Here is a 17492-nt window from a genome sequence, read left to right on the forward strand (position 1 = left end):
CAAGGCCTGACTGATGAAGTTATTTGTAAGAGATTTGACCGTGATCGACTCCAGCTACCTGTGCGAACGCCGCGGCATGGTGGGCGAGAGCTGGCTGGTAGATATCGAAATGAGCGGTGAGCTCAACGAAATGAGCATGCTGCTGGACTTTGGCCGGGTAAAGAAGCTGATCAAGTCGATCATCGATGAAGAGGTGGACCACAAGCTGCTGGTGCCGACCGAGTGCCCGCTGATCCACATCGAGACACTGGATGGTGACGAAAGCACAGTGGATCTGCTGCGCCCGGGTCGCTCCATCCATCTGCGCTGCCCATCCCAGGGCTTTGCCTTTATCCCGGCCCCGCAAGTTGATAAAGAGTCGGTGACCCGCTACCTGCTGGCGGTACTGGCCAAACGGCTGCCGGGCAATATCAAGGATCTCTCCCTGACCCTGCGTCAGGAGGCGATCACCGGCGCCTTCTACCACTACAGCCATGGCCTGAAAAAGCACGATGGCAACTGCCAGCGTATCGCCCACGGCCACCGCTCTCCCATCGAGATCCACGTCGATGGTGAGCGCGACCAGGAGCTTGAGCTCAACTGGGCCGAACGCTGGGGCGATATCTACCTCGGCACCGAGGAGGACAAGGTGGCGCTGACCGAGCTCGCTTTGAGCCCTCGCGCCAATGCCCAGCTTGGCGAGCATCACTGCGGCTTCAAATATGTGGCGCCGCAAGGGCTGTTCCAGCTGGCCATCCCCAGCGCCGAGGTGGAGATGATCGACACTGACACCACGGTTGAGCTGCTGGCCTGCTACATCGCCCGCGAAGTGAAGAAGATGGTGGGCGACAAGTTCGTCAAGATTGTCGCCTATGAAGGGGTCGGCAAGGGCGCGATTGCCTACGCCTGATCCCCTTGTCACGGCCGCAATAAAGAGAAGGCCCCGCATCTGCGGGGCCTTGTTGTTTCAACTCTCGACCATCAGGCGCTGAGGCGGAAGCGCTTGACCAGGCTCTCCTGCTGCTCGGCAAGGGAGTCCAGCTGCTGGCTGGTCTCGGCCACCCGCTCGATCCCCTGATAGTTGAGATCCGAGATATCGGAGATGCGGTTGAGGTTGGTGGCGATATCGGCGCTGGTGGCCTGTTGCTGCTCGGCGGCAGAAGCGATCTGGCTCGACATGTCGCTGATCAGCACCACAATCCCCTGCACCTCCTCCATGGCGTTGTTGGCGTGAGAGCTCTGATCCACGCAGCTGTCCATCTCGCGAGAGCACTCCTGCATTACGATCACCGCCTTGGCAACCCCCTGCTGCAGGTTCTCGATCATGGTCTGGATCTCGCTGGTGGACTGGGCGGTACGGCCCGCCAGACTGCGCACCTCATCCGCCACCACCGCAAATCCGCGCCCCTGCTCGCCGGCCCGCGCCGCTTCGATGGCGGCGTTGAGGGCCAGCAGATTGGTCTGCTCGGCGATGCCTCGAATGACATCGAGGATGTTGCCGATCTGGCTGCTCATGGCGCTCACATCGCCAATCACCTTGCCGGTCTGTTGCAATTTGCCTGCAAGTTGATGAGTGGTGGTGATATTGCCCGCCATCACCTTGCGCCCCATCTCGGAGGCCTTCTCCACATCCTGCACCCGCTCCAGGGTCTGGTTGGCGGCCTGCGCCACTTCCCGCACCGAGGCCTCCATCTGGGTCATGGCGGCGGCGACCGAGGCGGTCTCCTGCCGCTGTTTCTCCAGATCCGCCCGCACTGATTCGGTGGTGTGGCGGTTGCCGTGGGCGGCATCGTTAAGCTGGGCAGACGCTTGTGAAAGCTGTGCCAGCACCTCCCCCATCTGGGCAATCAGCAGGTTGATCTGGCTGCCCAGCTGGCCGAATTCGTTCTTGCTCTGAAAACCGATGCGCTGGGTCATGTCGCCCTGGGTCACTTCGGTCAGCACCCGCAGCAACTCCCTGAGCGGACGGCGAATGGCCTTGCCCAGGGTATAAGCCACCAGCATGGCGATCAGGATGGCGACGACGATGCTGGTTCCCTGGGTCAGAGTGCTCTGGCTCTGAGTGGCTTTGGCGTGCGCAATGCTTTGACTCATCAGCTGCTGACTCTGGCCGGTGATCCGCTCAAGCCGGTTCTGGATCTCGACGATGAGAGCGCTAGCCTGCTTGCTCTTCTCCCGCATCTGCTCCTGCTGCTTCATCAGCGCCAGATACTGGGAGAGCACGCCTTCGCTTGCGGTGGTGTCGCGCACAAAGCCGTGAACATAGTGGCCCATGTCGTTCTCGAAATTCTTGAGCTCCCCCTGCAGATCCTTGATGGTGCTGTTGAACCCCTCGATCTGCATCTTGTTGCGCTTGAGCGCCCCTTCGATGGGGGTCGGAATGGTCTGATTGAGGGCGTCCATGGTGGAGAGTTCGATGGCGGAAAGCTTGGTGGTCAGGGTCTCGGAGAGCATCTTGATAAAGCTGTCGTCGATGGTGACCATCATGTCACCCAGACTCTTCTTGAACTGGGGCAGACTGACCTGAAACTGCCCCTTGGCCAGATTGACCTTGTGCAGTCGGGTGAGCAGCGCCTCGTGTTCGCCTGGCAGGGTATCGGTCAGTTGCAGGTAGCTGTCGACCTGTTGGCTAAGGCTGCTCATCTCCCCTTGCAGTTCGGGGTGGTGGGCGACCTGCTGGCGCAAGACGTCGAGGCTCTTGCCCACCGCAGCCTTGGCCTGTTTCAGTTCGGCCACTTCGGCCGGCAGCTGTTTGGGGTCCTGCTCGGTGAGCACATCCCCCAGCCACTTGTTGGCGCTGAGCAGGGTGATCTGGGTCTGGCTGCTGGCAATCACCAGCGGCATCGACTGCTGGGTCACCTGCTCCAGTGCGTTCCCCAGGGTCTCCTGACTACGAAATGTGAGCAGTGAACTGGCCACCATCACGGCCACCAGGATCGCGAAGCCAAGGTAGACTCGCTGCAAGATGGAGAGATCCGACATTGTTTGTTTCATTATTGTCCCGCTGTATATGCAAAAGTCCCTTGCCTGAGTACCCCGTCCTTTTGATACCCTGCAGACCACCCTGAACAGGCGCTGCAGATGACGTCCCTCTGGCTATCGGTATTTTTAACAATAACTGAAGGGAATGGGACATCAGCTGTGTCAAATGTCGGCTTGTGTCACACTTGGCGTGCTGCTCGCCCCCCTTTCGGGAGCCGCTTGGGGTTCTAGTTCAATTTTCTGTTTCATATAAGGGAGTTAGCCATGGCGCAAGAAACCATTTTCAGCAAAATCATCCGTAAAGAGATCCCCGCCGACATCCTTTATCAAGACGATCTGGTCACCGCATTCCGGGATATCCAGCCCAAGGCCAAGACCCATATTCTGATCATCCCCAATGTACTGATCCCCACCGTCAATGACGTGGAAGCCGAACATGAACTGGCCCTTGGCCGGATGTTCACCGTGGCCCGCAAACTGGCCGCTGAGGCTGGCATCGCCGAAGATGGCTACCGCCTCATCATGAACTGCAACCGCCACGGCGGGCAGGAGGTCTACCACATCCACATGCATCTGGTCGGTGGCCAGCCGCTGGGACCGCTGCTCAGCCTGTAATGAATCGCAACGCCTCAACCTGCCGCAGCGCCCTGTTGCTCTGCGGCGCCCTGCTGTTGCTGGGAGGCTGCGCCTCCCGCTGGCAGGATATGTTCGTCTCCTACTCCGATCAGATGGTGCCCCTGCGCAACCAGCTGCTGCTGGGCCATGCCGCCGAGGCGCTGCCCGAGGTGCGCGACTCCACCCTTGGGGATGACACCTTTGTGCTGGATCGGCTCGAACAGGGGCGTATCGCCTGGCTCGCCGGTAAGGATGCGGGCAGCAAGCAGGCGTTCACCGCCGCCGACAGCCGCCTTCAGTGGGAAGACAATCAGGCCGAATACCGGCTGAGCCACGGTCTGGATCAGGTGGGCAGTCTGCTCACTAACGATCAGTCGATGGCCTATCGTACTCCCGATTACGAACGCACCATGCTGCATCACTATCTGGCACTCAACTATCTGCAACGGGGAGATACCGATGGTGCCCTGGTGGAGGTGCGCCGGGCCAATCAGGTGCAGGAGCAGGCCCTGAAACGGCGAGCCGATGAGGTGCGCAAGGCGAAGGATGAGAGCGAAGAGGCCGAAGCAGAAGGCGAGATGCGCCAGCTGATGTCGCGCGGCGCACCGGATCTCGACCGGTTGATCGGCAAGGTCAAAAACGGTTTTCAGAACGCCTACACCTTCTATTTTTCCGCCATGCTCTATGAGGCGGCCGGGGATCTCAACGATGCCTGGGTCGACTATCAGCGCGGCTACCAGATAGCGCCGGACAACCGCAGCCTGCAAGATGCCTTGCTGCGTCTGGCGCAGCTGCGTGGCTCACCGGACGAGATCCGCGAGACCGAGAAAAAGATAGGCCGCAAAGCACCGCCACTTGAAAAAGATCAAGGCCAACTGGTGGTACTGTTTGAAGATGGTTTGATCCCGGCACGGCGCGAACTGTTCCTGCCGCTGCCCATCTCCACCTCCCGCGGCGATTTTCGCACCTTTACCGTCGCCATCCCCTATTACGATAATCGGGCCAGCGACACCGGCCCGCTGACGGTGGAAGTCGGCAAGCGGGCCTGGCAGACCAGCGAGCTGGTCAGGCTGGAAGCGCTGGCCGCCAAAGATCTGCAGGAGCGGCTGCCCGGCATGCTGACCCGCCAGGCGCTGCGACTGGTGGCCAAGGAGCAGATGCGCCGCACCGCCGCCAAAGAGGGAGGCGATGTGGGCAATATTCTGGTGGGGATCTTCAACACCCTCTCGGAGCGGGCCGATACCCGCAGCTGGCTGACGCTGCCAGCTCAGGCATCGAGCTGGCAGGGGATGGTGCCGGCAGGTGACATCAATCTCACCCTGGGCGCAGGGACGGCGCAGCGGCAATTGCCGCTCACCATCCACAAGGGACGCACCACCCTGGTCTGGGTACAGCGCCTCGGCGCCGGTCTGACCACCCGGGTGATGCCGCTCTGAGCAGATGGCGAAGAGAGATGAGCAAGACAATTAACCGGGCAGGCTCACACGCGGCCCCACTCACCCCGATGAAGGAGAGCAAGATGAAAGCATACGGGTTGGCCCTCGGGCTCGCGCTGCTGCTGACCGGCTGTGCCACCAACACCTCCGGCGTGGCGCTCTATGGCCCGGCGGGCGGTGCACCCACGCTGGAGCAGCATCAAAACGTCAACGTCACCCTGACCGAGCTGAGCCGCCGCCAGCAAAATGGCCTGCTGCAGGTCAATGTGGCCGCCGCTAGCACCCAGCGCGGCGATAACAAGCTGCAATATATCTTCTATTGGTATGATGAGGCCGGTCAGGAGGTCGCCAGCGATGGCCGCGGCTGGACCCCCATCAAGCTGCATGGCTATCAGACCCGCACCCTCTCGGCCCTGGCGCCCAGCCCGGCGGCGCAGGGTTACCGGATTTACGTACGCGAAGTGATTGAGGAATCCTACTGATGAAAATGAATCATGCCCTGCTGATATTGACCTCTGCATTGCTCTTGGGCGGCTGCTCCAGCACAACCGTCAGCTATGGTGATCCGACCGAAACTGAAACCGTCACCGTCGATTACGGCTCAAGCGATCTGCAGGCCATCGCCGACAAGATGGCGGACTCCATGCTGGCCTCCCCCGCCACCAGCGAGATCACCGCTGGCGGTCGTCCGGTGATGTTTATGGACTCTATCCGCAACAAGACCTCCGAGCACATCGATACCGAAGCCATCACCGATACTATCCGCACCAAGTTGCTGCGGGCCGGCAAGTTCCGCTTCGTCGACATGAGCAAGGTGGCCGCCGTCAAGCAGCAGCTCGAATACCAGCAGAGCAGCGGCATGGTGGATCCTGCCTCCATGGTACGTCTGGGCAAGCAGACCGGTGCCCGCTACATGGTCTATGGCAACCTCGCCAGCATCGTCAAAGACAATGGCAAGGTGAAGGATGTCTACTACCAGATGACCATGAACCTGATGGATCTGCAAAACGGCGAACTGCTGTGGGCCGATCAGAAAGAGATCCGCAAACAGGCGAAGAAATCCACCTTTGGCTGGTAACCGGCTCCCACTGACGGGCAACTGTGATCCGCTGCTGGCCAGCCTGCCAGCCCCCTGGCGGGAGGGGCAGCTGGAACCACTCGGGTTAGGCCTGACCAACTGCAACTATCGACTGCGCCTCCCCTCGGGGCGCAGTTACTTTTTGCGTCAGGGCCACTCCGACCCACTGCGCTTGGGCATCGACCGTCCCACCGAGTGGCAGCTTTATCAGGGGGCGATGGCAGAAGGGTTGGCGCTGCCCTGCCACTATGGCGATCCCGCCAGCGGCCTGATGTTGCTGGAGTGGTGCGATGAGCCAAACTGGGTGCACGCGGCGCCACCGGAAGCCGATCAGCCCCGTCTGCTGGCTGAGGTGCTGCGCAAGCTCCATCGCCTGCCGCTGCCTGCGGTGGTGATGGCGGTCCGAGCCCACGCCGCAGGCTATCGCGCCCGACTGGCCCGAATTCCCTCCTGGCTGCCCGCCCTGGAGCGGAGCTTGCTCGCCAGCAGTGAGCCAAATGATTGCTGGCGCCCTTGCCACCATGATCTCAATCCGGCTAACTTGTTGGGAAGCAAACCCTGGGTCATCGACTGGGAGTATGGCGCGGCAGGTCACCCCGGCTTTGAGCTCGCCAGCATCCAGCGCACCCATGAGTGGCCCGCCGAGCGGCGCGACGAGCTGGAAGTGCACTATCTGCAGGCCGTGCCGCGCCACCAGTGGCCCGATTTTCAGAGCGAGGCATTTTTACCCTGGGTCGACTATATCGGCCTGCTCTGGGCCCTGCTGATGGCAGAGCAACAGCCCTCACTCGACTATGACACCCTGATCGCCATCAACCGGCAACGACTGGAGTAACAGATGATAAACAAGGTGCGCTGGCACAAGCCGAAAACCTGGGGTCTGCTGCTGATCGGCCTGCTGCTGACCGGCTGCTCCACCCGGGTGATCTACTACTGGCTCGATACCGCCATCATCTGGCAGCTGGATGACTACTTTGCCCTCTCCTATTCGCAGAAGGATCTGCTCAGCCGCGAAGTGAAGGGGCTGATGGCCTGGCACCGCCAGCACGAGCTGCCGCGCTACGCCAAGGATCTCGACGCGCTGGCTAAGGCAGTGGCCAGCCCCATGACGCCGGAGCAGATCTCGACCAATCTCGATGCGGTGCAGCAGAGCCTGACCCGCACACTGGAAAACACCATCCCCCGTGCGGTCAGGCTGGCGCGCACCCTGACCGACGAGCAGGTGGCCCGCTTTATGACCGATCGGGTCAAGCGGCAACAGGAGCGGCAAAAGGACTTTGCCACTGAGCCCAAAGAGCAGATGCTGGCGGAGTTTCGCGACAAGATGAACAAGCGACTCGAGTTCTGGATTGGCGAGGTGAAACCGGCTCAGGCGCCACTGGTGGCCCAGTGGGCCGAATGGCAGTACGAGCTGATGCCCCCCTGGCTCGAGTTTCAGGAGTCCTGGACCCAGGAGCTGGACAGGCTGATGAAGCAGCGCCAGAGTCCCGACTTTACCCGCGAGCTGACTGACCTGCTGGCCGAGGGAGATGGGCTGATGGATGGCCGCTTTACCGGCTATACCGAGCAGTCACGCCAGCGTACCGTCAACTGGCTGAGCGCCATGAGCCAGTCGCTGGATATCTCCCAGCGGGCCCATCTCTATTCCCTACTCAAGGGTTATGCCCGCGACTTCAAGCAGATGAGCGGCAGCTGACGAGCGGCATCGAATGGTGCCATGCGCCCGGGGCAACCTTGTTCAAACCGGGCGCTTATGGTAGTTTGCCCTTTCTATTTATCGGGAATTAACTTTTTGCGCCTTATCGACAAAGTAAAACTGGTGCTGGTAACTCTGGTTATCGCCCTCACCCTGCTTTGTTCCATCGCCCGAATGGAAGGCCCGCTGCTACCCGCATCTCCCCAGAGTGAACAGCAGCAGACTCAGGTGTTCAATCAGCTTAGCGACAGCGATGATGGCATCATCAAGTTTGTCGGCAGCCATCAGAATCACCTGCTGCGTCTCGAACAATCCCTGCGCAGTGACAACCAGCCCAAGAGTGTGGTCTACGAGCTGATCCAGAGCTGGTCGGCCCAGGCCATCCTGCTGTTGCTGCTCGGCTGGCTAATGCTGGCACCCGAGCTCTATCACAAACAGAGTTTTCGCGATCGCTTTGGCGCGATCCACCGACGCCATCTACAGCGCCAACATCTGCAATACCGCTTCACCCAGAGCTATCTGAGCGCCTGACCCCGGAGGGGCTGGCACATCCACTGTTTGCTCATCTCCTCTTCCTGACGGATCCGGCGGCTGCCTGATCCGCATCTGATGCATCCCATTTTTTGCGCCTTGCCGAGCCTTGTTGCTATCGGCCCGGGCACCATTCTCCTGACAGAGGCTTGTTTGCCATGAGAAAGAGCAATCGCACCGTTCTCAACCGCATGAGCAAGTGGCAGTACGCACTACTGCTGTTGATGCTGTTGACCTTTACCTTTTACTCCCTGCCCACCTTTTTCGGTGAGCAGCCCTCCCTCGGCCTGCACGGACAGCAGCGCCTGACCGCTCAACAACAGATGCTGCTGAGTGACAAACACCTGACCCCGCTCAAGGTCCTTGAGCAACCTGAGCGGGTCGAGCTGGTCTTTGCCAGTCAGGGCGATCAGCAGCGCGCCAAGCAGTTGCTGGAGCTGCAAGGGGTCGACAGTGCCGCCCTGACCCTGGAGTTTCACTCCAACGCGCCGGCCTGGATCACTCGCCTCGGCGCCGATCCCATCAAGCTGGGGCTCGACCTGCGTGGCGGCTCCCAGCTGCTTATCGGGGTGGACGTGGACTTTGTCATCGACAATCAGACCAAGAATCTGGTCGACACCCTGCGCACCCGTTTCCGTGAAGCCAATCTGCGCGGCGCCAGCGTCACGCGCAGCGCACAGGGCGCCGTAGCCGTCACCCTGCCGGAGGTGGCCGAACAGGAGAGCTGGCTCTCTATCATCAAAGAGAGTGCCGGTACCCGTCAGGATCAGTGGAAGCTGACCCGCTCCGGCAATGATCTGAAACTGGTGCTGAGCGAGGCGGAGCGTACCCTGCTGGTCAACAACGCCGTGACCCAGAACCTGTCGATCCTGAAAAAACGGATCAACGAGCTCGGCATTGTCGAGGCCTCGGTGGTGCGTCAGGGGCAGGATGGCATCCGTATCGAACTGCCCGGGGTACACAACCCCAAACAGGCGAAAGAGGTGATCGGCGCCACCGCCTCGCTGGCCTTCTACGAGGCCAAAGCCGACAGCCACGTCTATATCGCCGATCGCAACGGTCAGGCCGTCGGCATGGCACGCAAGCCGGTGCTGACCGGCGAGCACATCGTCGATGCCCGCGCCAACATGGGCGAAATGGGTCAACCCCAGGTCAATATCGTGCTCGACACCCTGGGTGGCAGCAAGATGAACCAGTTCAGCCGCCAGCATGTGGGCAAGCCGATGGCGACCGTTTTCACCGAGTACAAGACCAACGCTCAGGGCAAACTGCGCGCCCAGAGCGAGGTGATCAACGTCGCCACCATCCAGACCGCCCTTGGCAACCAGTTCCGCATCACCGGCATTGGCAGTCTGCCGGAGGCGCAAGAGCTGGCCATGCTGCTGCGTGCCGGCGCCCTCACCGCCCCTCTCAAGATCCTGGAAGAACGCAGTATTGGCCCGACGCTGGGGATGCAGAATATCGAGGCAGGCTTCACCGCGCTGGCCTTCGGCATGGCGGGCATGATGCTGTTCATGATGGCCTGGTACCGCAAATTCGGCTGGGTTGCCATCACGGCGCTGGTCGCCAACCTGTTGATGCAGGTCGGCATGCTGGCGGTGCTGCCGGGCGCCGTGCTGACCCTGCCGGGGATCGCCGGTCTGGTGCTGACGGTGGGCATGGCGGTGGATACCCATGTGCTGATCTTCGAGCGGATCAGGGACCGTCTGCGAGAAGGAGGTTCACTGGCCAACGCCATCGACTTTGGCTATCGCTCGGCCTTCCACACCATTTTCGATGCCAATATCACTACGCTCATCTGCGCTGTGGTGCTCTACTCCATCGGCTCCGGGCCGCTGCAAGGCTTCTCCATCACCCTCATTCTGGGTCTGCTCTCCAGCATGATCACCGGGATCTGGGGGACGCGCGCCATCATCAACCCCCTCTGGGGACGCAGCAGCGAGCGCACGCTGAAGGTGTAACGGGACAGCAGTCCCTCTGATGAGCGGCTTTGACTGCGCCATCGGCCATGGATATGGCCGGAGCGGCCAAAGCAGAACACTATTTTCCCGGCGTGTCGCGACACGTCGTGATGGGCCAACAGCCTGATGCTGGCTGGCCAAGGAGAGAATTATGTTGAGAATGATCGTTGCCATGGGGCTGACCCGTTGGCGCTATATCGGCCTGTGGGCTTCCATCCTGCTGACCGTGGCCAGCGTCGCCATCTTGCTGGTGAACGGCCTGACATTGGGGCTCGATTTTACCGGCGGGATCCTGCTGGAGTTTCATATCCAGACCCTGAAAGAGGCCCATGAGCTCAATGCCATGCTGGTTTCCCCGCTGGCGGGAGCCGTTGAGCTGAGCTCGGCCGGAATTCCCGGCGAGTGGCTGATCAAGCTGCCCCCCCACGAACTGCCCTGGCCCGCGGCGGATCTCGCCACCATGCTGACCCAGCAGTTGGGGATGCCGGTCGAGTTGCTGCGCACCACCATCGTCGGTCCTCAGGTGGGTGCCGAGCTGTTCCAGCAGGGGATGCTGGCGGTGCTGGTGGCTTCGCTGGCGATGTCGGCCTATCTGGCGTTTCGCTTCGAGTGGCGTCAGGCCGTCGGCATCCTGCTCTCGGTGGTCCATGACGCCATCGTGGCGCTGGGGCTGCTGTCACTCTTTCAGATCGAATTCGATCTGAACATCATCGCCGGTTTGATGGCGGTGATCGGCTACTCCCTCAACGACAGCATCGTCATCTCGGACAGGTTGCGGGATCTGCTGAGCTCGCGTACCCAGATGGGGATCCACGAGTGCTCCGATGTGGCCATCAAGGCAACCTTCAGTCGCACCATGATCACCTCGGGCACCACCCTGTTTACCGTGGGCGCCCTGCTGCTGTTTGGTGGTGACGCCCTCTACGGCTTCTCCTTCACCCTGTTTGCCGGGATCCTGGTGGGCACCGTCTCTTCCATCACCGTCGCCTCGACCGTGCAGGAGCTGCTGGGCCTCACCCCGCAGGCCTACCAGAAGAAGAGCGAGGAGCCACTGGCCAACGCAGCCTGAACCTTGTTAATCAGGCCCGGCTCACCGGGTCTCAACGAACCGGGCCCCTGCCAACCATTGGCAGGGGCTTTTTCCATCCCTCCTCTCTCGCCGCCCATTTTGTCGTTCGGCTCGCCTCAATTGACAACTGACCATATTGAAAGCAATAACGGATCAACCCGTCATTTTTAATAACAAAAAGGTCATTTTATTACGTCGTAAACCATAAAATGTGACTGAAAGCACTTTCTTGAGGGCTCAAAGGAGGCAACATTGTAGTGATTTATCTACAAAGGGATATGAGATGTTGTTACAACCTGCCAATACAGCAAAATCCAGACAGTTGCTGAACGAGACCATGGCTTTGGTACTCGCAGGAGGGCGGGGTAGTCGCCTCAAACAGTTAACCGACAACCGTGCAAAACCTGCCGTTCATTTCGGCGGCAAATTCCGCATCATCGATTTCGTGCTCTCCAACTGCATCAACTCCGGCATTCGTCGGGTCGGTGTCGTGACCCAGTACAAATCCCACAGCCTGTTGCGCCATCTCCAATCGGGCTGGTCTTTCCTGCGCTACCAGATGAACGAGTTTATCGATCTGCTCCCTGCCCAGCAGCGGGTGGATGAGGTGAACTGGTATCGGGGTACCGCCGATGCGGTCTACCAGAATCTGGATATCATCCGCGATCACGCCCCCAAATATGTGGTGGTGCTGGCAGGCGATCACATCTACAAGATGGATTACGCCGCCATGCTGCTCGACCACGTCAATATGGGCGCCAAGGTGACCGTTGCCTGCATCGAGGTGCCACGCAGTGAAGCAAGCGCCTTCGGGGTAATGGCGGTGGATGATGATCGCAAGATCAATGCCTTCGTCGAAAAGCCTGCTAACCCGCCCGCCATGCCGGGCAAGGCCGACACCGCGCTGGCCTCCATGGGCGTCTATATCTTCGATGCGGAGTATCTCTATCAGCTGCTGGAAGAGGACATTGCCAACGAGCAGTCCCATCACGATTTCGGCATGGACGTGATCCCCCGCGTGGTGAAAGAGGGCACCGCATTCGCTCACCCGTTTGGCATGTCCTGTGTCGGCTGCTGTCCGGATCGCCGCCCCTACTGGCGCGATGTGGGCACCGTGGACTCCTTCTGGGAAGCCAACATGGATCTCGCCTCAGTCACGCCGGAGCTGGATATCTACGATCAGGACTGGCCCATCTGGACCAGCCAGAACATGACTCCTCCCGCCAAGTTCGTGCAGGACAGAAATGGCCAGCACGGCATGACCATCAACTCCATGTTTGCCGGGGGCACCATCGTCAGTGGCTCTTTCATCCTGAGTTCGGTGCTCTTTACCAATGTGCGGGTCGACTCCTTCTGCACTCTGGATCAGGCCGTTATCTTCCCGGGTGTGGAGATTGGTGCCGGTTGCCGACTGCGCCGGGTGGTGATCGACAAGGGGTGCAAACTGCCGGAAGGCACGGTGATCGGTGAAAACGCCGATGAAGATGCACGTCGCTTCCACCGCTCCGAGCAGGGCATAGTGCTGGTCACCCAGGGGATGCTCACTCGCCTGAACAAAGAGCTGCAGGGAAAACAGAAGCGCTGATCCGCAGCCAGACGGGATCCCCCTTCCTACCGCAAAGGGAGCCATTATGGCTCCCTCTTTCTATGGCTGACCAGATAAGCCACCCCACACCATCATTGCCATCGCGTTGCAGTCTCCCAGAGATACCATTTACTGTGGGTGAGCAACTGGGCAACGCAGCCTTCACCTCTCAAGGTGTAAATATCAAGTTACACAAAAACCATTAACCCTCCGAAAAACCCTCTGTATTATTCCTGTTCGCGCTATATAGCAGCTCCTTTATCTGACTTTTTAGCGGTAAATCCGCTAGTTTCACTTGATTGTTTGTTTTTCCTTGGTAAGGTGAGGGCGGTTGCGTAACAAAGCAGGTACCAACGTAAACATATCGGTACAATCGCTTTTGGCTTAATACAGTAGAGAGAATGAAATCATGCAAAGAGACCCCCTGAACAACATCCATATCCAGTCCGAACAAGTGATGATCACGCCTGCCCAGCTCAAGGAGAAGTTACCCATCTCCGACAAGGCGCTGGCATTCGTGCAAGGGGCCCGTAATACCATCGCCGATATCATTCACCGCCGCGATCACCGCCTGCTGGTGATCTGTGGTCCCTGCTCCATCCACGACATGGACGCCGCCAAAGAGTACGCAACCAGACTCAAAGCGCTGCATGATGCCTATCAGGACTCTCTCTACATTGTCATGCGGGTCTACTTTGAGAAGCCGCGCACCACGGTCGGCTGGAAAGGCTTTATCAACGACCCCAATCTGGATGGCACCTTCGATGTGGAGCTGGGGCTGCACCGTGCCCGCGAGCTACTCTGCTGGCTGGCGGAGCTGGAGTTGCCGCTGGCCACCGAAGCGCTCGACCCCATCAGCCCGCAATACCTGGCGGAGCTCTTCTCCTGGTCAGCCATCGGCGCCCGCACCACCGAATCCCAGACCCACAGGGAGATGGCGTCAGGTCTCTCCATGCCGGTCGGCTTCAAGAACGGCACCGACGGCAACTTGGGGACTGCCATTAATGCGTTGCAGGCGGCCTCCTCCCCTCACGCCTTTATGGGGATCAACCAGCAGGGCCAGGTTGCGCTGCTGCAGACCCAGGGCAACCCGGATGGCCACGTGATCCTGCGCGGCGGCAAACATCCCAACTATGACTCGGTCAACGTGTCGCTGGCGGAAGAGGCGCTGGAGAAAGCGGGCCTGCTGCCGAGCCTTGTGGTGGATTGCAGCCACGGCAACTCCAGCAAGGATCACCGTTTGCAGCCCAAGGTGGCCTACAACGTCATCCACCAGATCCAGGAGGGCAACCGCTCCATCATCGGGGTGATGCTCGAATCCAACCTGTTCGAGGGAAACCAGTCCAGCGAGCAGCCCAAGGAGCAGATGCGCTACGGGGTCTCCATCACCGATGCCTGCATCGACTGGGACACCACCGCCACCCTGCTGGCCCGCTGCCACAACCAGCTGGCTGACCCCCTCAAGGGCAGAACTGCACGGTAAGCCGTGGTATCTTGTCGTAACCTATTGAACAATCGAGGTATCACTAGTGGTGGCATCAAACCGCTCATGCCGTGATACCTTGTTGCATCTTGATTTTCAGGGCGCCGCTGCGGCGCCAGCAGGGACTGGATATGGCTGAAGAGTTGAATGTACTCAGGGACAAGATAGATGCGGTGGACAAGCAGCTGATCGATCTGCTGGCCGCCCGTCTGGCCCTGGTGGGAGAAGTGGGTGAGGTAAAGAGCCGCCACGGCCTGCCCATCTATGCACCGGATCGGGAGGCGAGCATGCTGGCCCGCCGCCGCGCCGAGGCCGAGCAGTTGGGAGTGCCCGGCGATCTCATCGAAGATGTGCTGCGCCGGGTGATGCGTGAATCTTATGCCAGCGAGAAAGATACCGGCTTCAAATGCATAAAGCCGGATCTTGGCAAGGTGGTCATCATCGGCGGTCAGGGCCAGCTTGGTCGGCTGTTCGGTCATATGTTCAGCCTCTCAGGCTACCGGGTCGAGACGCTGGAACAAGCCGACTGGCCACGCGCTGACGAGATCCTTGCCGGAGCCGGTCTGGTGATGGTGGCGGTGCCAATCGATATCACCTGCCAGATCATCGATCGCCTCGGTAACCTGCCCGCACACTGCCTGCTGGTTGATGTCACCAGCGTGAAGGCGGCGCCGCTCGAACATATGCTGACGGTGCACCAAGGGCCAGTACTGGGACTGCACCCCATGTTCGGGCCGGATGTGGCGAGTCTCGCCAAGCAGGTGATCGTCTGCTGCCAGGGTCGTGACCCCGCCGCCAGCCAATGGCTGCTGGATCAGATGACCATCTGGGGCGCCCGCTTGCAACAGGTGGAGGCCAAGGCTCACGATGAGGCGATGACCCTCATTCAGGCTCTGCGTCACTTCGCCACCTTTGCCTATGGCTGGCACCTCTCCCGGGAGCAGGCCAATCTGGATCGCCTGCTGAGTTTGAGCTCCCCCATCTACCGGCTGGAGCTCGCCATGGTGGGGCGGCTGTTCGCTCAGGATCCCCACCTCTATGCCGACATCATTTTGTCGTCACCGCAGAATCTGGCGATGATCCGTCGCTACTACCAAAACTTCGGCGAAGCGCTGGGGCTGCTGGAGCGGGGGGACAGGGACGGTTTCATCGATGCCTTCTCGCAAGTCTCCGGTTTCTTCGGCGAATATGCCGACCAGTTCCTGCGTGAAAGCCGCATGTTGCTGGCCCAGGCCAACGATCGCCGCCAACACGGCTGATCCTGCAAAAGCAGTCACCGCTCATATCACCAAAAAGGGAAGATACTCAGGCATCTTCCCTTTTTGTTTATTACCGATTTCAACGCTAACTCAGTCGCGAGCGGCGACGCATCAAGTACCTACCTAGATTTGGCATCACAATCCCCTCTCCCTGCGCTGCATCACATCCACCAAGCATGCCCCCTAAATATCCGCACAAGCCGCGCAAATAGCGCCGCCCCTTACAAGGGCAGCCAGATTCTCACAGTCAAACCAAGCTGCTACGAGCAAGGTTGTACGACGCAAAGTAGAACAAGCGCCTCTCATCAAAGAGATAAGCAAGAAGCAGGAAGCAGGAAGCAGGAAGCAGGAAGCAGGAAGTAGGAAGTAGGAAGCAGGAGAGATTAATCGAGACTGATGGTTTGCCAAATATCACTTAACACAGCAATCCGGCGATACATCATGCACCAATACGCTGTCGCCAAAAAGAAAATGGCCGAGATATCGTCTCGGCCATTCGTAGCTTGGTCAAAGACTCAAGCCAGGATATTACTCATGTGCAACTTATTAGAAGTTGTACTGCAGAGCAACAGTCCACTGGTCGTCAGCGTTATCGATACCTTCGATACGGTATTCGGTATAGGCTTTCAGCTTGGAAGTGAAATCATACTGAACACCCAGCAGAGTCGCATCAATCGAATCTTTGTAAGAAGCGCCCGGAGCACGTGTCTCTTCTTTGTTGTAACCAGCCAGGAAGGTCCAAGCATCTACGTTATAGGTAGCAGCCAGTTCGTAGCCTTTACCTTCATGCTTGTTGCCAGTTGCCTTGTTTTTCAGGTCACTTTCGTTGTACATGGCTGCAAAGTAGAAGCCATTGATACCGTAGTTGGAAGAGATAGCCCAGTCAGACTTCTCAAACTTGCCGCCCTTGGTGAACACACCGGCGCGGTCAGCCGTTGCTTCCAGGTCAGAACGGTTGTAACCGGCATCAAAGCCCAGACCGAAGTCAAACTTGTAACCAGCGGCAGCACCGTAGCCTTGGTTCAGTTTGACATCTTGAATAGTTTTGCTGATGGTGCTTGATCCAACGTCTTTAACAGAAGTCACTGCATCATCATTGGTTTGGTAAGACAGTTTACCGTGGAAGCCACCGAAGCTGTTGGAGTAGATGATCTGGCCTTCTTGACGACCATCGTACAGGTTACCTTCGCTACCCCACTCGTTGAAGATATCGGTCACGGCAATGGCATCGTAGTAAGCGGTATCGGTTTGACCGAAAATGATCTTACCGTATTGGGTACCATCGAAACCTACATAGATGTGACGTGCTTCAAACTTACCACCAGTCTTCTCACCTTTAGCCTGAGATTTGGTGTCTTTGTTGATGTTATCGCTGTTTTCAGAAGCGACTTGCCATTCGGTCTTGGCAATACCAGACCAGGTGTTGTTCAGCGCGATCTTGCCGGACCAACCCAGACGGGAAGCACCAACCAGTTCAGCGTCAGAAGAGTCGTGCTCACCGTAGTAGTTAGCTTGTACACGGCCGTATACGTCGAAAGTGGTACCGTCTTTGTCATAGATCACTGCGGCGTTAGCGGCGGATGCAAACAGAGCCGGAATAGCAATAGCCAGAATTGTCTTTTTCATAGTTTCCAATGCCTACTGTAATTAAACACTAAGTTGTTGTTATTCCCTGTGTTAGCGATGTTCTTTGCATCACTATGCCGCCGAGACTAGCACCGGATTTTTTGAACCGCAATGAAAAAACTTGGAACTTTTTACGGAAACCATAGTCATGGAGGCAAAAATGTGAGCCAAGTCTCACCTAACGGAAAGGCA

At 58.9% G+C, this 17492-nt stretch carries 15 protein-coding genes; 13 read left to right on the forward strand and 2 right to left on the reverse strand.

The features are described from left to right. The first annotated feature begins 13 nt into the window (after nucleotides 1-13). Nucleotides 14-889, forward strand: coding sequence for a 6-pyruvoyl tetrahydropterin synthase family protein (locus tag AB5Y82_RS15070; RefSeq protein ID WP_368174173.1), 876 nt, complete (start codon nucleotides 14-16; stop codon nucleotides 887-889). 71 nt (nucleotides 890-960) lie between these two features. On the opposite strand, the gene AB5Y82_RS15075 is transcribed toward AB5Y82_RS15070, so the two are convergent. Continuing rightward, nucleotides 961-2973 carry a methyl-accepting chemotaxis protein gene (locus AB5Y82_RS15075; RefSeq protein WP_368174174.1) on the reverse strand — a complete coding sequence of 671 codons (2013 nt, stop codon included), beginning with the start codon at nucleotides 2971-2973 and terminating at the stop codon, nucleotides 961-963. Between the two features lie 252 nt (nucleotides 2974-3225). Here AB5Y82_RS15075 and hinT point away from each other — a divergent pair, with 252 nt between their 5' ends. The 12 genes from hinT to tyrA all read left to right on the forward strand — a co-directional run bounded on the left by hinT (nucleotide 3226) and on the right by tyrA (nucleotide 15674). After that, a complete protein-coding gene (gene hinT / locus AB5Y82_RS15080) occupies nucleotides 3226-3576 on the forward strand; it encodes a purine nucleoside phosphoramidase (RefSeq protein WP_005334033.1) in 351 nt (116 codons plus the stop codon). After that, complete coding sequence (locus AB5Y82_RS15085; protein WP_236354170.1) at nucleotides 3576-5012, forward strand: COG3014 family protein; 1437 nt, start codon at nucleotides 3576-3578, stop codon at nucleotides 5010-5012. Before hinT ends, AB5Y82_RS15085 begins: the two co-directional genes overlap by 1 nt. An 83-nt stretch (nucleotides 5013-5095) precedes the next feature. Continuing rightward, complete coding sequence (locus AB5Y82_RS15090) at nucleotides 5096-5494, forward strand: YcfL family protein (protein ID WP_005334038.1); 399 nt, start codon at nucleotides 5096-5098, stop codon at nucleotides 5492-5494. Beyond that, nucleotides 5494-6090, forward strand: a complete 597-nt coding sequence (gene lpoB, locus AB5Y82_RS15095; protein WP_005334041.1) for a penicillin-binding protein activator LpoB — start codon at nucleotides 5494-5496, stop codon at nucleotides 6088-6090. Before AB5Y82_RS15090 ends, lpoB begins: the two co-directional genes overlap by 1 nt. Then, a complete protein-coding gene (locus AB5Y82_RS15100; protein WP_201901949.1) occupies nucleotides 6080-6925 on the forward strand; it encodes a choline/ethanolamine kinase family protein in 846 nt (281 codons plus the stop codon). The genes lpoB and AB5Y82_RS15100 overlap by 11 nt, the downstream gene beginning before the upstream one ends. Before the next feature lie 3 nt (nucleotides 6926-6928). Beyond that, entirely contained in the window at nucleotides 6929-7786 is an 858-nt protein-coding gene (locus AB5Y82_RS15105) for a DUF6279 family lipoprotein (protein ID WP_005353080.1), read from the forward strand. Nucleotides 7787-7882: 96 nt separating this feature from the next. After that, nucleotides 7883-8317: a hypothetical protein gene (locus tag AB5Y82_RS15110; RefSeq protein ID WP_005334044.1), complete on the forward strand. Its 435-nt coding sequence runs from the start codon at nucleotides 7883-7885 to the stop codon at nucleotides 8315-8317. 158 nt (nucleotides 8318-8475) lie between these two features. Then, entirely contained in the window at nucleotides 8476-10278 is a 1803-nt protein-coding gene (secD, locus tag AB5Y82_RS15115; RefSeq protein WP_111899721.1) for a protein translocase subunit SecD, read from the forward strand. Nucleotides 10279-10429: 151 nt separating this feature from the next. Continuing rightward, nucleotides 10430-11347 (forward strand): protein translocase subunit SecF, encoded by a 918-nt coding sequence (gene secF / locus AB5Y82_RS15120; RefSeq protein WP_174218973.1) that lies wholly within the window; start codon nucleotides 10430-10432, stop codon nucleotides 11345-11347. A 283-nt stretch (nucleotides 11348-11630) separates the two neighbouring features. Continuing rightward, entirely contained in the window at nucleotides 11631-12932 is a 1302-nt protein-coding gene (gene glgC, locus AB5Y82_RS15125; protein ID WP_005334047.1) for a glucose-1-phosphate adenylyltransferase, read from the forward strand. A gap of 409 nt (nucleotides 12933-13341) precedes the next feature. Then, nucleotides 13342-14415, forward strand: coding sequence for a 3-deoxy-7-phosphoheptulonate synthase (locus AB5Y82_RS15130; protein ID WP_111899719.1), 1074 nt, complete (start codon nucleotides 13342-13344; stop codon nucleotides 14413-14415). 131 nt (nucleotides 14416-14546) lie between these two features. Next, complete coding sequence (gene tyrA, locus AB5Y82_RS15135; protein ID WP_111899718.1) at nucleotides 14547-15674, forward strand: bifunctional chorismate mutase/prephenate dehydrogenase; 1128 nt, start codon at nucleotides 14547-14549, stop codon at nucleotides 15672-15674. A gap of 546 nt (nucleotides 15675-16220) precedes the next feature. Here the strand turns inward: tyrA and AB5Y82_RS15140 are convergent. Then, nucleotides 16221-17300 carry a porin gene (locus AB5Y82_RS15140; protein ID WP_111899716.1) on the reverse strand — a complete coding sequence of 360 codons (1080 nt, stop codon included), beginning with the start codon at nucleotides 17298-17300 and terminating at the stop codon, nucleotides 16221-16223. Nucleotides 17301-17492 lie beyond the last annotated feature (192 nt).

This window comes from Aeromonas sp. s13 (genome assembly GCF_040907905.1).
GTDB classification, from domain to species: Bacteria; Pseudomonadota; Gammaproteobacteria; order Enterobacterales; family Aeromonadaceae; genus Aeromonas; species Aeromonas veronii.